The organism is Xanthomonas sp. WHRI 10207 (genome assembly GCF_040202975.1).
GTDB lineage: Bacteria > Pseudomonadota > Gammaproteobacteria > Xanthomonadales > Xanthomonadaceae > Xanthomonas.
The window spans coordinates 896,353-912,216 of record NZ_JBEGDX010000002.1; the positions used below are offsets into that span (position 1 = coordinate 896,353).

The following is a 15,864-nucleotide window of genomic DNA, read 5'->3' on the forward strand; positions in this document are numbered from 1 at the left end:
ATGACTTTTCGCACGCAGACGGGGGACCTGCCGCTGATAAGCTCGGGGTCCCCCTTGTCGTTGGAGCCGCCCTGCATGCGTCGCCTCGCTGTTGCCATCTCCGCCCTGCTCGCCTGTTCCCCCGCGCTTGCCGCACAGACCACCCTTGCCGACAGCGCGCTGCGCACCGCTGCGCAGTTGCGCGAGCAGGCCCTGGCCGACACCACCGGCTTTGCAGTGGTGGAATCGCTCACCACCGAAGTGGGTCCGCGCATTGCCGGTGGCGACGCCGATCCGCGCGCGGTCGCGTGGGCCAAAGCCAAATTCCAGTCGCTGGGCTTCGACAAGGTGTGGACCGAGCCGGTGACCTTTCCCAAGTGGGAACGTCGTAGCGAACACGCTGCGGTGCTGGGTGCACACGCGCAACCGTTGACCATCACCGCATTGGGCGGCAGCCCGGGTGGCAGCGTCGAAGGTGAGGTAGTGCGCTTCGACACCCTGGCCGCGTTGCAGGCAGCGCCTGCAGGATCGCTGACCGGCAAGATCGCGTTTGTCGATTATCAGATGGTCAAGGCGCGCGATGGCAAGGACTATGGCAATGGCGGCGCGGTGCGCAGCAAGGGTCCGTCCGAAGCGATTCGCAAGGGCGCGATCGGCTTTGTAATGCGCTCGGCCGGCACCGATTCGCATCGCGTGCCGCATACCGGCATCACCCGGTTCGATGAGGGCCTGACACCGGTGCCCGCCGCCGCCTTGTCGGTACCCGATGCCAACCAGCTGGCACGTCTTGCCGCGTTGGGCACCACCCGTATCCGGCTGGCGCTGGATTGCGGTTGGGACGGCACCGCGACCTCGTACAACGTGATCGGCGAGATCACCGGGCGCAGCAAGCCCAAAGAAGTGGTGGTGATCGGCGGGCATCTGGATTCCTGGGATCTGGGCACCGGTGCGATCGACGATGGCGCAGGCGTGGCCATCACCATGGCCGCTGGGCATTTGATCGGGCAGCTCAAGCAGGCGCCCAAGCGCAGCATCCGCGTGGTGGCCTTCGCCAACGAAGAACAAGGGCTTTACGGCGGCAAGGCCTATGCGGCCGCGCACGGCAAGAATGCCAAGGACATGGCGCTGCATCAGATCGGCGCGGAGAGCGACTTCGGTGCCGGGCGCATCTATGCATTCAACACCGGCTCGGCTGCGCCGGAAGCGTCGCGCGCAGCAACCAAGCAGATTTCCGAGGTGCTGGCTCCGCTCGGCATCGCGTATGAGCCTAGCAAGGGCGGCCCCGGCCCCGATGTCGGCCCGATCTCTGCCAAGGGTGGCGCATGGGCATGGCTGGCGCAGGATGGCACCGACTACTTCGACCTGCACCACACCGCCGACGACACGCTGGACAAGATCGACCCGAAGGCGCTCGCGCAGAATGTTGCCGCCTACACCGTCTTTGCGTATCTGGCGGCCGAAGCCGATGGCGATTTCGGCAGCCGCGCGAAAGTTGTGCAACCGCCGAACGAGTAATCTGGCAACGCAGCGCTGCGAACGCGTTTTTTAAAGCGGCTAGCAAAACGTAGCGAGCGGTGGTCAGGTGGGTGTGGGCGGCGCGGAGGAACCGGTGTGTACAAGTGGTACATGCCGCACCGAGCACCGGTCGCGCCCGTCTGCTAGCCGCGCAGTCCTTTTGTTAGCTGCTCTTACTCCAGGACGAGCACACACGATGGCGGTCAAGCGGCAACTTAGTGCGAACACCGCGGCGACGTTGCTGGATGTCGCCAAACATGCCGGCGTCTCGCCGATGACTGCCTCGCGCGTCATCAACCGGCACCCGCATGTCGGGCAGGACATGCGGGTGCGCGTGGAAGCCTCGGTGCAGGCCTTGGGCTATCGCCCCAATCTTGCCGGCCGCTCGCTGCGCACCAGCGGGCTATTGCGTATCGGCGTGCTGTACAGCAACCCCAGCGCTGCGTATCTCAATCAATTCATGCTCGGGCTGCTGGAGCAAAGCAGTCTCAACGGCAGCCAGGTGCTGGTGGAAAAATGCGGCGCCATCCGTAGCCAGCGCGCAGCCACCGAGCGTTTGCTCGCGGCCGGTGTTGACGGCGTGATCCTGCCGCCACCGTTGTGCGATTCGCGCCAGACCATCAGCGAACTGGATGCACGCGGCATCCCTGTGGTGGCGGTGGCCAGCGGCGCGCCGATGGCGCAAATCAGCTCGGTGCGCATCGATGACTATCAGGCCGCGCGCGCTATCGTCGCGCATCTGATCGAACTCGGGCACCGCCGCATCGCGCTGATCAAGGGCGATCCCAAACACACACCGAGCGCGCTGCGCGCGAACGGCTATCTCGACAGTTTGCAGGCTGCAGGATTGGAGATTACAGAGACCCTGATCGCCGACGGATTGTTTACCTATCACTCGGGATTGCTCGCCGCGCGCAGCCTGCTGGCACACCCCAAACCACCGACGGCGATTTTCTGCAGCAACGACGACATGGCGGCTGCCGCGGTTGCGGTCGCGCACGGACTGGGCCTGCGTGTACCGGAAGATGTTTCGGTGGCCGGTTTCGACGACACGCCGGTGGCAACCACCATATGGCCAGAACTCACCACCGTGCATCAACCGGTGACCGCGATGGGACGCGCGGCAGTGTCCTTGCTTGCAGATGCGATTCGTCAGCGGCGCAAGGGCGATGCCGCGCAGGGCGTGCATCAGGTGATGAAGTACACCCTGGTCAAGCGCGGCTCGACGGCTGGGCCGCCCCGGGAATGACACGCTAGCGCGCGAATGTGGAGCGGTTGGGATGACGCTGGACGCTGCGAGTGTGGCGTGTGCGTGTGCGCGCTATCGGCAGCACCTTTCGGGTGTCTGAGCCGTACCGCTGCAATGCGCTCGCTGCGGCGTGCATGCAGGCAAGCGAGTTGCGTAACGCTAGCAACGCACGACATCGACCTCAGACACACCGAGCAGCCCCGCCAACGGCACCTGCGCCTGGCGCTGCCGCGGGCTGACGGCCAATCCCTGACGGCGCACGCTGTCCAATAACTGCTCGGCCAGGGGCATCACCATGTGCCTGCCCCAACAGCGTTCCGACGCGTGCCCGAACGGGAGATAGCCGGGCTGCTGATCGGGATCCAGCTGGTCCCAGCGCTCCGGACGAAATTCATCGGGTGCATCCCACAGCGCAGGATCGCGGTGGCTTAGGAGTGGCAATACCAACACATCGTCTTGCACACCGATGCGGGGATCGAGTAGCGGATATTCCGGCGATGCGTTGCGCAAGATGTTCCAGGAGGGCGGCAACAGACGCAGCGATTCGTAGATGATGTTTCGGCTTGAACTGGCAGGATCGAAGGGCGATCCCAGCCACAGTGCGTTGGCGACCAACGTGGAAATAGTGAAGCACACCGGCGCGGCGGTTCGTCGATACAAGCCCATGGCGAAGCGGCGCGCATCGTAGCCGTCTGCGGCAGCAGTCACTGTCGCAAGCGCCGACGCGTTGGCCTGCAGTGTGAGCGGCCTGATTGCGCTTGCCGCGATAAGCGCCCAGGTCAACTTGGGTGTCAGCTCCAGGCTGCGGTCCATCAACAGACGCAGGCGCAGCGGGTCGCCACCCAGCAGCAGATCGCGCAGATACACGTGCCCTACATGCGGCCATGGGCCGGACAGATCCACGTCTACGTCGATGGGGCGCTTCAATGCCTCGCGTACATCGCGCCCGATGGCCTGCATCAGTTTGGAAGCATGCGTGCGTGCGATCGATTGCCCTTGCAGCGGCTTGAAGGTCGGCCGCTCACCTTCGGTTGCCAGACGTGCAGCCAGCAACCGATGCGTCAACAGCGGCCCGGCAACACCGACGGTATCCCCATCCAGCCGAAATACCTCCTTGCCCATGTGCTCACGCAGCAGCGCCAGCAACCGCGGCGCGAACACGGTCGTCCTGTCCAAACCTGCGTTACTGACTGAAGACATGACGATCGCCTTGCTATCGTTGACGCCCGCGTCCGGCAAAACGCTTACCTCGCGCGGGCGAGCATGACCAACATCACACTGAGAACACGGCGACTTTTACCGCGCTTGTCAGTGCGCTCAGTACCAGATGTACCAAGCGTAGGACTTCAGACTTTTCTTGGAAGCCAACAGGTTTTTGAGCGAGAACAGCATCTTCATGAGCGACATCCTGTTTGGGGAGTGGTTTGCCCTGATGGGCGTTCGCACAATCGGTCAAGCGTGACGCGAGCGACCATGGTAACGCTCGCCACACCAAGCTACGCCCCGAGATCAGGGAAGAACATTGCGTGCGCGCACAGATTCCTCACCCTGCAGCAACGCATTGCCGCACTGCACGCTTTGACGTACATGACTTCGCATTTCGCACAAACGACCATGGCGGCCAGATGGCCGCCATGGGTTCACCACATCATCAGGTCACCACAGCGATGCTGTCATCGCGGCCACGCGTGCCGTCCATGACGGGTGGACACCGGCGTACCGGTGTCCACCGCGCACATCACCTGGTCGGCTTGGCACGCACCACAGCCGATGGCGCACTGGTCCCGGCCGCGCTATTTGCGGTGACCACGTAGTCGTAGTCCGCGCCATTGGCGACGGACTGATCGACATACGAGGCCGCTGCAACATTGGAACCGACCGTGGTGAACGCACCCGCGGCACCTGCGCGACGCAGCACCGTGTAGCTGGTTGCTCCCAGCACCGGCGACCAGCTCAGCTTGACCCGGCTGTCGCCGACGGTGGCGGTGAGGCCGCGCGTTGCGCTCGGCGCCGCGATCGGTGCAAAGGTAGCCACCGCGGTGCTGGCGGTTGCGATCACCGGGTAGGCGTTGTTCACCAGCTCGACGAACTGGTTATGGAACCACGCGCCGGAGATCGGCGCGCCGGCGAGTGAGCCGGTCAACACGCCATCGGCCGTGGTGTAGGTCGGGTCGCACATCCGATCGAAGCCCTTGCCCTCGTTATTCGAAATGAGGGTACTGGAGCCATCGGACTCACCCGGCGGCTTGACCCACGCATACGCATCCAGATGCGGCCCAGGCGCTGCGACGGGGAGCACCCCGATCCCTGCTCCGCTTTGATTGCACCAGTTGCCGCGATGGAGGCGACGATCGATGCGACCGGTATTGACGTACGTGTTGATGTCGCTGCCGGACGCGCTGGCAGGACGATTCGGACCGCCCCACCCATTCCGGCCGGTATCGACGATAAAACCGATCGTGCTGGGCCAACCCGCGCCGACAAAACCGTTGTACAGCGCCTGGGTGAAATCGGCCTCGTCGAAATACGGATTCCATTCGTAGTATTTCGACGACCTGATCGGCTGCCCATTCACGCTCAAATCGGGATTGGGTAAATTGGGTTCGTTCAATGGCGTGGTATTGGCGGTATTGGTGACAAAACCGTCGACGCTTGCCAGCCCGGCGTTCGTTCCCTGGACCACACGGGTATATAGCGAAATCGACGGACCGCGGTTGCTATCCCAGCCCAACCAACCCGAGTGACCGATATCCAGGTAGTTGTAGGTATTGGGAACGGCGTGCAGCTTGTTGAGTGCGTACTTGATGCCCTCTTCGTAAATTCCCGTGGAATTGGCCAGCGCGCAACGCATGTCATTAAAGTTGGTGACCAGATTGGGCAGGCTATCGGGCTCGATCACATTGACGATGCGGATATCCTTGTATTTCGGATCCGCAAAGATCGCTGCAATGACGTCGATATATTCTTTCTTGTAGCGTTCCAGCGCCGCCGGGGTCAGCGGCAATTCGCCGTTGGACGCCAATGCGTGACAATCGCGGCCTGGCAAATCGTAGATGACAAAGCTGGCAGTAATCGGCGTGTTGGCTTTCTTCTGTGCCAATGCGGCATCCAGATGCCCCCTCAAGCCAAGCCGACCGGCATTCTGCGATCCGCCGGCAATCGCGGCAATGCGATCCAGCCAGACTGCGGTGGGAACGGCCTTCACCACGCCCATCTTGGCTTTCAGCGGCGCGCCTTTCACCTTCGCGATCGATGCATCGACTTTCTTGGCGTAATCGGGATTCACATAACCGCTCGCGCCGACGAAGGGATTATCGACATGCACCTGCGCGCAGACGCTGGCGACAAATAACGGATTTAACGCCAACAGCGATAACGCCATCGAGCGCGTGAGGTTACGACGGATGCCCTGACTGGATTTCATGAGATTCACCTTATTTTTATCGGATGGTGTTTATTCGAAAATCAATGAAGCACTGCCTTTTTTGGCCTGCTTTGTTCCTCTTCAGGGCACCCATCAGAGATGTCTAGAGCCACTCAAACACGCTCCGTCGGCGTCCCGCCGAAGAGCATTTGCATAGCATGACGTCGGTAATGTCCACACAAAGACACTCAAGCCAATGGCTCGCTTGTGTCCCGAGACATTACCTAAGACCTCGAATTCGTTGGAAGCTAACGCGCTCGCATCGATATTCTCGTTGCGACAGTTGCCTCCGTGATTTGCGGAGTATCTCCAGGGAGCGAATGAGCGATCAGCATGGGATGCTGTGCCTGCGAACGGGGTGGTGAGTTCGCCATGCGGAAACTACGCTGCATATCCGGTAGACGCAATCGCCAAACATTGCGTTTGGGCACAGATCCAGATAATGCCCGCACTCATATTTCGACTGCAGGCATTACTACACAAATGTATGTGCCATCACGCACAAAAAAAACGGCCGCATCGCTTCCCGACGATGCAGCCGAATGGGAGGGTGCTCGACGTTGCCGTCGGGCGTCTTGCAGCACCGGCACGCCGGTGACGGGAAGAAAGCGAAATGACCGCTTGGAGAGGGACAACAGAAGATCATGTGCGACACGACGCGGGGGTGCGCCGTGTCGCACATCGAGACATCACATCAGGACATCACATCAAAAGCGCAGACGCAGACCTGCGTAGTAACGACGCTCGAAGATGTTTTGATCGTAGTAGTGGTTGGTCCACTGCGCGTAACGCCGCTCGCTTTCGCCGGTGAGGTTGGTGGCCTGGGCGTACAGCGTCAGATGATCGTTGACGTCGTAGCTGAGGGATGCATCCAGATAGCCGACATCGTCGTTCCAGATCGCCAGCTCGTCGCCCCACGCCCCGCTGTTGACCTGACTGAACCGCTTGCTGCGCCAGTTGTAGGCCACCCGCGCCTGCAACTTGTCCTTCTGATACCACAGCACCGCGTTGGCCTGATGCTTGGAGTTGTCGCCGATCGGAAGCGTATTGCCTTCGATATCGGTGTTGTCGGTATCTGCATCGGAGAAGGTGTAGTTGATGTTGGTACCGAAACCGCTCAACCAACCCGGCAGAAAATCGAAAGCCTGTTGATAGCCGATTTCGAAGCCCTTGATCTTGCCGCCACCGCCATTGACGATGCGCTCCACCGGGCCGCCAAGCCGCGCCACGCCATCGGCGTCGGGCAACAGTTCGATGTTGGTCACCGTGGTGGGGAACGACTTCACGTCGATCAGGAACGCGCCCACGCTGAGCAACGACGCATCGGAGAAATACCATTCCCACGATGCGTTGTAGTTGGTGGCGCGATACGGATCCAGATCCGGATTACCCGAACGGCCATTGAGGAACAGCACCGCATCGGAAGGCAGCGCAGGGTTACGCGGCGGCGTGCCATTGACGGCGTAGAAGCTCACCAGGCCGCGGCCAAGGTCGGGCAGATCCTGACGCGCCACCGCCTTGTTGTAGGCAAAGCGCAGTTTCTGCGCGTCGGTGATATCCAGCGACAGGTTGGCGGTAGGCAATACATCGGTGTACTGACGATTCAGACGATTGGTACCGATCGCCGGGCTGACGCCATTCCATTCGACATTGCCGATAAACACATTGCCGCTGCTCAGATACTGATCGATGGCGAGTTTGGTCTGCACGATGCGTGCGCCGATATTGGCCGTCCACGGCACCGCACTGCCGGTGCCGCCCTCCAGATTCGCCAGAAAATACGCTGCGGTGCTTTTTTCGGTCACCTTGTACGAATCGGCAGCCTGCTGATAGGCCACGTTGCCCGGATACAGGCTGTTGAGATAGGCCACCGGGTCTTTCATGACCTGTGGGTTGATCGCCGGCAGGCCCTGGCTGCCCAGGCCGGTGACCTTGAGCGGATCGAAGTCGTTGAAGTACGCCCAGTAGCCGGGGATCGAATTGAACGGCAGCAGACGTGCTTCGGACACGCCGCTGCAGGTGTCGACGATCAGCGGGTCCTTGAAGTAGTACAGCGAACGGTTGGGGTCTGCACAGGTAGTCGACACCGGCGACAAGTAGCGATAGGTGTCCAGCTTGACCTCGCGCTCGCCATAGCGAATGCCGAACTGGAAGCCGCGCACCACGCCTTCGTCGAACTCGAAGGTGCCATCGGCGCGGAATGCATCCATCGTGGCTTCGATCTTGTTGCCCTGCGCCCAGGTGGACATCAGCTGCCAGTTGTCCGGGTTGGACACATCGGTGCCGAGGTTGACCGCCGGGTAGCTGCCGCGGAAATCCACCGAAGCATCGACCACCGGCAAGCCGTTCGCGTTCGCCCATTGGGTGACGCCGCCGGCACGCGTGATCTGATCGCCACGTGTCACCACCGCATCGGCGCGCGCTTCGTCGTAGGTGCGCTGCGCATCGCCATGCACCCAGCGGAACGACGCACGGAACGGGCCGCCGTCATCGAAGCGCAGCTCCAGGTTGGTGTTGAGCGAATCCGAATCGGCGACGCCCGCCATCGAGTGTGCCTGGAAGCGGTTGTAGCGGAACTGGCCGTATTCGAGCACGCCATTGGAATCGACCACCGATCCCGGCTGCAACTGATTGGTTGCCCAGCCGGTGTGCAGCTGCGCGGCCACCGACGTGTCGTGGTCTTCGAGCTTGGTGTAGGCCGCATCGGCCAGCACCGTCCAGGAGTCGTTGATGTTGAACTGGAACGAGCCGTTGACGCCGGTGCGCTGGCGGTCGGTGCTGCGGTTATCCAGTTCGGTGGCGACCCAGTTGTAGAAGTAGTCGCGCGGCAGGTTGGACGGATCGGTATTGCTGCCGATGCGGCCGTCGCCGTTGAAGTCGAAGCCTACATTCTGCTCGGTCGATTTCTGCGCGCCGTTGGAATACACGCTGGGGTGCTTGTTTTCCAGCGTGGCATCCGAGTACGACACCGCCAGCAACGCACCCCAGCGCTCGGTGCGGAAGCTGGCCAACCCCGAGTACAACTCGTTGAGTTCCTGCACGCGATCGCCGTAGGACCCTTCGGCCTGGCCGCTGAAGGTCCAGCCTTCGGGCAGATCGAACGGGCGGCGTGTCTTGAGCGACACCGTGCCGCTGATGCCGCCATCCAGATCGGCGGCGGTGGGCGACTTGATCACATCCACGCCGCTGAACAACGTCGGTGGGATGTCGACAAAATCCGGTTGGGCGCGGCCGATATTCGGTTGGCCGAACTGGTCGCCGCCACCGGCGCTCAGATATAGTTCGCCGTTCATCGTGGTCTGCACCTGCGGCATGCCGCGGATGTTGAGCTGCGAACCCTCGCCGGCCGAGCGACGGATCTGTACGCCGGGCACGCGCTGCAGCGAATCGGTGATGGTGACGTCGGGCAGCTTGCCGATATCTTCGGCCGAGATCGAGTCGATGATCTGCGCGGCGGTGCGCTTGTTTTCGATGGCCTCGGCCTGCGCACCGCGCACGCCCTTGACCATGACCTTGTCCAACTCGGTGACGCCGGCGGTGCTGCCGGCTTCCTGCGCCGCGGCAGTTGCCGCGACCAAAGTGAGTGCAGCCGCCAGCGCGGCGGCCAGCGGGGTGTGACGCGTACTGCGATGCAGTTTGTTCATGGTCCCCTCCCAGGGATGACGACAATCCACGAGCGTTTCGAATGGCAATGCCGGGGGGCACTGCAGTGTTGGATGACGCGCCGATCGGCGCGTCAGTGCAGACGCCGTGCACGTGCACGGCGTGGCAACGTGCTGGCGCTGCTACGGAAGCCCGTTGGCAGCGCCGGTTGATGGTTCGAAATTCCAGCCACGCACTTGCAGCGTGGCGTTGCGCAAGGTGTCCGCAGACGGGCCACGGATTTCCACCTCGCGCTGCTCGCCCGGCACCAGGCTCAGGTAGTTGTCGCTGTAGTACGCCGGCAGGATGCGTTGGCCTTGCGCATCCACCAGGGTCAACTTGGTGTTGAGTGCCACCTGTTGCGATGCATTGCGCACGCTGGCGCGCAACACCGGCTCGGCCGCGTCGCGTACTTGCGTGGTCAGCTGCAGCGGCACCTTGGCCAGCGCATCCAGCCCGCGCATGGCGGCAGCATCGCGCGCCACCCAATAGAAGTTGCGCGAGCGCACCACCGCGTCGCGGTCGAGCAATTGCAGGCGCACAAACCCCAGGCCATTGGTGTCCTTGAGCAACGGTGCCAATTGCAGCACCGGCGCAGAGACCGCAACTGCGGCCGCATCCAGTGCCTGTTCGCGCTGCTGCAGCAGTTTGCCGTCGCTGCCGTAGACCTCTGCACGCACGCGCAAGCCGCGCACCGGCTCGGCCGCGTTGTTGACCACCACTACCTCGTGACCAGGCAGATTCATCTGCACATGCAAGGTTTCCGCGGCGTTGCGCACACCGTAGTACGCGGCATGGGTGTCGTAATCGTGGCTATAGATTTGCCACATGTTGCTGGGCCACGCCGGGTGACTCATCCACAACAGGCGCCCACTGTTCTTGGTCCACAGCTGCGCATTGAAGCCTTCGAAGATGGCGCGGTGGGTGTCGTAGTTGAGCAGCTGCGCCTTACGTTCGAAATCCTCCAGGCTGGTCGGCGCGCCCAGCTTGTCGGTCAGCGACCGCATGAAACTGGCGGTGTCGCCATTCCCGGACTGATGCCAGTCGTGATACGCCCAGGCATCGCTGATCGGCCACTGGTCGCCGACTGCAGGCACCGAGGCCTTGAACGACTCCAGCGTGGAGAACGACGGCGTGCCCACTTCCACCGAAAAGCCCTGTGCCAACGCAGTGAAGTAGGCAACCGGCTCGCGATAGTTATACGGCCCGCTGCCCTGCAGATTCACCTCGTTGGAACTGCCCGTATACCAGCGCGTGCCATCGAGGTCGGCAACCAGTTTGTCCAAGCCTTCGTTGAGGATGGGCGCAGGCACGCCCTCGTTGCGCCCGAACCACAACACGATGGACGGATGATTGCGGAAGCGTTTGATCACCTCAGCAGCGTTGTCCAGGAACAATGCCGCATCGGCCGGCTCCATGTTGTAGTTCTGGGTGGACTGCCAGAAGTCGTTGAGCACCAACATGCCGTATTCGTCGGCCAGATCGAAGAAGCTGGCTTCGGTGTTCTGCCCCACCCAATTGCGCACCACGTTGAAATGCGCGTCGCGCTGCAGGCGGAAGTACGGCTCCAGCCGCTCGCGCGAGACGCGCTTGCGCCAGTCGTCCATGCCCCAGTTGCCGCCCTTGACTGCAATACGCACCCCGTTGATGCGCAGCACCAGATGCGGCGCCAGCGTGGTGTCTTGCAGTTGCTGCACTGCCGGCGACGCCAGTGCGCCCGGATACAACGATTGCGCCTTGCCGCCTGGTACCGCGCGGATCGCCTCATGCCGTATATCGACGATGCGCTCGCCACGTTGGCGTGCCTGGTTGAGATCGACCAGCACCCGGCGCAGCGCGCCGTCTTCGTCGAACAGGGACAGTTCGTAGGTCACCTCGCGAATGCCGAAGCGCAGCTGCTGTGCGTCCGATCGCGCACCGGCCACATCGACGCCAACCTGCAGCGAATACAGCGCCGGCTCGCCATAACCGTTGGGCCACCACAAGCGCGGATTGGCGATGACCAGCTGCGGCGTGTCGGCTGCGGTGAACTTGAGCGTACTGCCGCCAGCGGGCACGTTGACCTGACGCTGGATGCGCACATCGCCGATGGCCAACTGCACATTGCTTTGCACGGCAGCGCCGCTCTCGTTGCGCAGCGGCACAGTGACTTCGAGTTCGGCACGACGATGATCCGGTGCCAGGCGCGCCGTCACTACCTGGGTGTCGCCGATGGTCACCGGCCCGCTGGCGTGCAGTTGCACGTCCTGCCACAGACCGGCATTGCGATCGCGCACTGCAGGAATCCAGTCCCAGCCTTCGCTGGCGATAAACGTTGGCCCGTCCAGCGCCTGCATACCGCCGTTTTCGCCAACGCCCGCCGTCATCGATTGTTCGTGTGCGATACCCGGATGCGGCGGTGGCGAGACGCGCACCGCAATGACATTGCGGCCGGCTCTGAGCTGCTTGCTGACATCGAAGCGACCGCGTGCAAATGCACCGCGGGTGCGCCCGACCCGGGTGCCGTTGACCCAGATTTCGCCGGCATAGTTGATGCCGTTGAACAGCAACTCCAGCCGCTTGCCTTGTGCGGCTGCAGGCAGATCGAAACTGCTGCGGTACCACCAGTCGTGGCGGCTCAGCGATTCGGGAATGGCCATGTTATTGAGGCCGATATCCGGGTCCGGATACACGCCGCGATCGACCAACGTGGTGAGCACCGTGCCCGGCACCGTCGCCACACGCCAGGCGGCATTGCCGGCGTCCGCATCGCTGCGTGACAGCGTCGCACCCGTGGCCTGGCCAAGCTCCGGCGCAGCGGCCAACTGCCACGCACCGACGCGCCAGGCTGCATCCTCCAGCGGCTGCAATGCAGGCGCGGCCTGCGTCGGCTTGGCAACCGGTGCAGAAAACGCAGCGGTGCTGCGCGGCAAGGTGGATGCGGCCTGCGGCGCCAACTGGCCGGCCATCTGCTTGACCTGCACCGGCCATGCCGGCGATGCATCTTCAAACCGTTGCAGCGCCGGGTCGGGCGCATGCGCTGCAAGCTGCGCAATGGCTGCTGTCTCCAACGCGCCAGATCGCGCGACGAAGTCGGCAATCTCACCACCAAAGTGTTGCGTGTACGCCGCAGGTTGCTCGCGCGGACCAAACATCAGCACCGGTGTAACCACCGCTTGACGCACTGCACCACTGGCGACCTGTCGCCCATTGGCATACAGCGTCAAACGGCCGCCTTGTGCCACCGCAGTCACCTGCGTCCACGTGCCGGAAGCCAGCGCCTGCTTGCTCCGCAGCACGGTGTCGGCGCCCTGCACAAAGCCAAGCGTGCCGTTGTCGATCGCAAAGTAACGGCCCGCACCATGCGGATCGCCGATGCCGGCAATCAACGCTGCGCCGGTCATTGCACGCGATGGGCGCACCCAGCCCGACATGCTCCAGTCCGCGTTGGCGGCGAGCAATGGCGTATCGGCGGCGAACTTCTTTGCCAACCCCATCCCGCCCGCAAGCACGCGGACATCGTAAGGACCTGGCGGGGCCATCTCGGCAGGGGCAGCCTCCACTGCGGTCCAACCAATGCACCCACACAACAGCCACAGCGCTCCGCGGCGGAACGCCTTGCAAACCATCAGCATTAGAGGCCTCTCCCAAGCTCTACTGCCACACAACGGTGCACACCACATCTGTGCAACCGGCATACATCCAATCGACGTAGCGCAGTTGTATCCAGTGATGCCGCCCGTGGCTGCCGCCCCTGTTTCAGCGACCATGGTGCGAGGTAACGTTACCCCAAGGCGATATCGACGACAACACTTTCTGCGTTAGGGTTGGCGTTCCCAGGAGGAGGGACTTATGCGAAACCTGATCCAGTCCGCACTACCGGCGGCATGCGCATTGCTGTGTGTGATCGCAACGCCAGCAACCGCGCAGAGCCTGCGTGTGCAATCGCCCGATGCACGTACCGAAGTGGAATTCACGCTACGCGACGGTGGCGTCCCCAGCTATCGTGTGCTGTACCGCAACACGTTAGTGCTCGACGACGCACCGCTCGGACTGGATCTTGGCAAGGCCGGCAAACTCGGCCGCAACATGACCGTGCAGGGCAGCAGCACCGACACGCACGACAGCAAATTCACGTTATCGGTTGGCAAGACCCAACAGGTGCGCGATCACTATCGTCAATTGCGCGTGCAGTTGACCGATCAACAACAACGCCGACTCACCGTGGAACTGCGCGCGTACGACGATGGCGTGGCACTGCGCTATGTGTTGCCCGATGCCGGCGAGGTACGCATCCGCGACGAACTCACCAGCTTTGCGTTTCCGCGCGACTACCCATGCTGGACCTTGAACCTGGGCCGGTTCGGAACCAGCCACGAGGGCGAGTACGACGCCATCGCCGCGTCCAAATTGCGCCCGCACAATCTGCTTGAGTTACCGCTGGTGTGCCAGACCGATGCACGCGGCACCACGCTGGCGATCGGCGAGGCGAATCTGCGCGACTACGCAGGCCTGTATCTCACCGGCCGCGCCGATGGCGGATTGGGCGTGTCGGCAAAGTTGTCGCCGCGCCTGGACGAACCGAAGCTGGCGGTCACGTTCGACGCGAAGGGACGCGATTTCGCAACGCCGTGGCGCGTGATCATGCTGGGCGACAGCCCGGCGAGCCTGATCGAATCCAACCTGATTTCTGCGCTCAACCCGCCGCCGGCCTTCGATGCGCGCTGGGTGCGCGCGGGTAAATCGGCGTGGGATTGGTGGTCGGGCAACCTTGCCGGCGGGGTGGAACACCCTGGCATGAATACTGCCACGATCCAGCGTTACATCGATCACGCGCAGCAGCTGAAGCTGCAATACATGTTGATCGACGACGGCTGGTACTACGGCAGCACCGGCGACGGGCAATACAACAGCGATGCCGATATCCGTCGCCCCGTAGAGCAACTCGACCTGCAGGGTCTGGTGACCTATGCGCGTAAACGCGATGTCGGGTTGTGGTTATGGGCGCACTGGCGTGCACTCGATGCGCACATGGACGAAGCACTGGCGTGGTACCAGCAACTCGGCATCAAGGGCATCAAGGTCGACTTCATGGACCGCGACGACCAGCAGATGGTGGACTTCTATCACCGCCTGCTGAGCAAGGCCGCCGAACACAAACTGCTGGTGGACCTGCATGGTGCGTATCACCCGACCGGCCTGACCCGCACCTATCCCAATTATTTGACGCAAGAAGGCGTGCTTGGCGCCGAATACAACAAGTGGACCACGCGCATCACCGCCACGCATAACCTCACGCTGCCTTTTACCCGCATGTTGCTCGGGCCGATGGACTACACGCCGGGCGGCTTCCGCAATGTGCGCCCGGCCGAGTTCAAGATGCAGCACATCGCACCGCAAGTGATGACCACACGTGCGCAGCAGCTGGCGATGTATGTGGTGTATGAGAGTCCGTTCGCAGTGGTGGCAGATAGCCCCGAGCAATACGAAAACGTGCCCGCAGCGCAGTTTCTGCGCGATGTCCCGGCAAGCTGGGACGAAACACGTGCACTGGAAGGTGCGATCGGCGAGCACATCGCGCTTGCACGACGCAGCGGCAAGGACTGGTACGTGGGCGCGATGACCAACGAGCAAGCACGCACGTTGCGCTTGCCGTTGTCGTTCCTGGGCAAGGGTAGCTGGACCGCAACGATCTACGTCGACGGCCAGGCGCCGACCGAGGTCCGCATCGAGACCCGCAAGCTCACCCGTGAGGACAGCCTGCAACTGGAACTGGCTGCAAGCGGCGGCGCAGCGGTGCGGCTGCAGAAGAAGTAAGCGCAGCGCTCGGGGCGCGATGCAACACCCCCCTCTCTCATCTGGAGAGGGGGTGAGTGGGGATACGACGACGCTGTGCAGTGACGATTCCCGCAAGTGCGCTCGACCTGTGGGATGACAGATCGATAGCAGCCGGGCATTGCTGCAACACCACAGCTCCATACCCGTGACCGTGACGGTGGGCACTGTTGCGCAGCGGCACTGCGCCGCACATCGCCAAGCACACGTGTGTACCGGACATCCGCTTAGCGCATTGCGC

Annotated in this window: 8 protein-coding genes and 1 other RNA gene; 3 read left to right on the forward strand and 6 right to left on the reverse strand. The window is 62.7% G+C overall.

Annotated elements, in window-relative coordinates; translation table 11 throughout:
• Window positions 1-75: 75 nt before the first annotated feature.
• Window positions 76-1,494, forward strand: a complete 1,419-nt coding sequence (locus tag ABQU90_RS09470; RefSeq protein WP_323522300.1) for a M20/M25/M40 family metallo-hydrolase — start codon at window positions 76-78, stop codon at window positions 1,492-1,494.
• A gap of 37 nt (window positions 1,495-1,531) precedes the next feature.
• On the opposite strand, the gene ABQU90_RS09475 is transcribed toward ABQU90_RS09470, so the two are convergent.
• Window positions 1,532-1,607, reverse strand: a non-coding RNA gene (locus ABQU90_RS09475) — sX9 sRNA.
• A gap of 83 nt (window positions 1,608-1,690) precedes the next feature.
• On the opposite strand from ABQU90_RS09475, the gene ABQU90_RS09480 reads away from it, so the two are divergent.
• A complete protein-coding gene (locus tag ABQU90_RS09480; RefSeq protein ID WP_311238918.1) occupies window positions 1,691-2,743 on the forward strand; it encodes a LacI family DNA-binding transcriptional regulator in 1,053 nt (350 codons plus the stop codon).
• 159 nt (window positions 2,744-2,902) lie between these two features.
• On the opposite strand, the gene ABQU90_RS09485 is transcribed toward ABQU90_RS09480, so the two are convergent.
• The 5 genes from ABQU90_RS09485 to ABQU90_RS09505 form a co-directional block, all read right to left on the reverse strand.
• Complete coding sequence (locus ABQU90_RS09485; protein ID WP_323522299.1) at window positions 2,903-3,943, reverse strand: cytochrome P450; 1,041 nt, start codon at window positions 3,941-3,943, stop codon at window positions 2,903-2,905.
• A 117-nt stretch (window positions 3,944-4,060) separates the two neighbouring features.
• A complete protein-coding gene (locus ABQU90_RS09490) occupies window positions 4,061-4,150 on the reverse strand; it encodes a tryptorubin family RiPP precursor (RefSeq protein WP_064629343.1) in 90 nt (29 codons plus the stop codon).
• A gap of 331 nt (window positions 4,151-4,481) precedes the next feature.
• Window positions 4,482-6,125: a glycoside hydrolase family 6 protein gene (locus ABQU90_RS09495; protein ID WP_323522397.1), complete on the reverse strand. Its 1,644-nt coding sequence runs from the start codon at window positions 6,123-6,125 to the stop codon at window positions 4,482-4,484.
• 749 nt (window positions 6,126-6,874) lie between these two features.
• Complete coding sequence (locus ABQU90_RS09500; RefSeq protein ID WP_323522298.1) at window positions 6,875-9,811, reverse strand: TonB-dependent receptor; 2,937 nt, start codon at window positions 9,809-9,811, stop codon at window positions 6,875-6,877.
• A gap of 141 nt (window positions 9,812-9,952) precedes the next feature.
• A complete protein-coding gene (locus tag ABQU90_RS09505) occupies window positions 9,953-13,423 on the reverse strand; it encodes a glycosyl hydrolase 2 galactose-binding domain-containing protein (protein WP_323522297.1) in 3,471 nt (1,156 codons plus the stop codon).
• Window positions 13,424-13,640: 217 nt separating this feature from the next.
• Here ABQU90_RS09505 and ABQU90_RS09510 point away from each other — a divergent pair, with 217 nt between their 5' ends.
• On the forward strand, window positions 13,641-15,605 hold the full coding sequence (locus ABQU90_RS09510; RefSeq protein ID WP_323522296.1) for a glycoside hydrolase family 97 protein: 1,965 nt from the start codon (window positions 13,641-13,643) through the stop codon (window positions 15,603-15,605).
• Window positions 15,606-15,864: the final 259 nt, after the last annotated feature.

Excerpts from the sequence above, each read along its gene's own strand:
- ABQU90_RS09470 (WP_323522300.1), top strand. The coding sequence starts at position 76 with ATGCGTCGCCTCGCTGTTGCCATCTCCGCCCTGCTCGCCTGTTCCCCC.
- ABQU90_RS09480 (WP_311238918.1), top strand. The coding sequence starts at position 1,691 with ATGGCGGTCAAGCGGCAACTTAGTGCGAACACCGCGGCGACGTTGCTG.
- ABQU90_RS09485 (WP_323522299.1), bottom strand. The coding sequence starts at position 3,943 with ATGTCTTCAGTCAGTAACGCAGGTTTGGACAGGACGACCGTGTTCGCG.
- ABQU90_RS09490 (WP_064629343.1), bottom strand. The coding sequence starts at position 4,150 with ATGTCGCTCATGAAGATGCTGTTCTCGCTCAAAAACCTGTTGGCTTCC.
- ABQU90_RS09495 (WP_323522397.1), bottom strand. The coding sequence starts at position 6,125 with ATGGCGTTATCGCTGTTGGCGTTAAATCCGTTATTTGTCGCCAGCGTC.
- ABQU90_RS09500 (WP_323522298.1), bottom strand. The coding sequence starts at position 9,811 with ATGAACAAACTGCATCGCAGTACGCGTCACACCCCGCTGGCCGCCGCG.
- ABQU90_RS09505 (WP_323522297.1), bottom strand. The coding sequence starts at position 13,423 with ATGCTGATGGTTTGCAAGGCGTTCCGCCGCGGAGCGCTGTGGCTGTTG.
- ABQU90_RS09510 (WP_323522296.1), top strand. The coding sequence starts at position 13,641 with ATGCGAAACCTGATCCAGTCCGCACTACCGGCGGCATGCGCATTGCTG.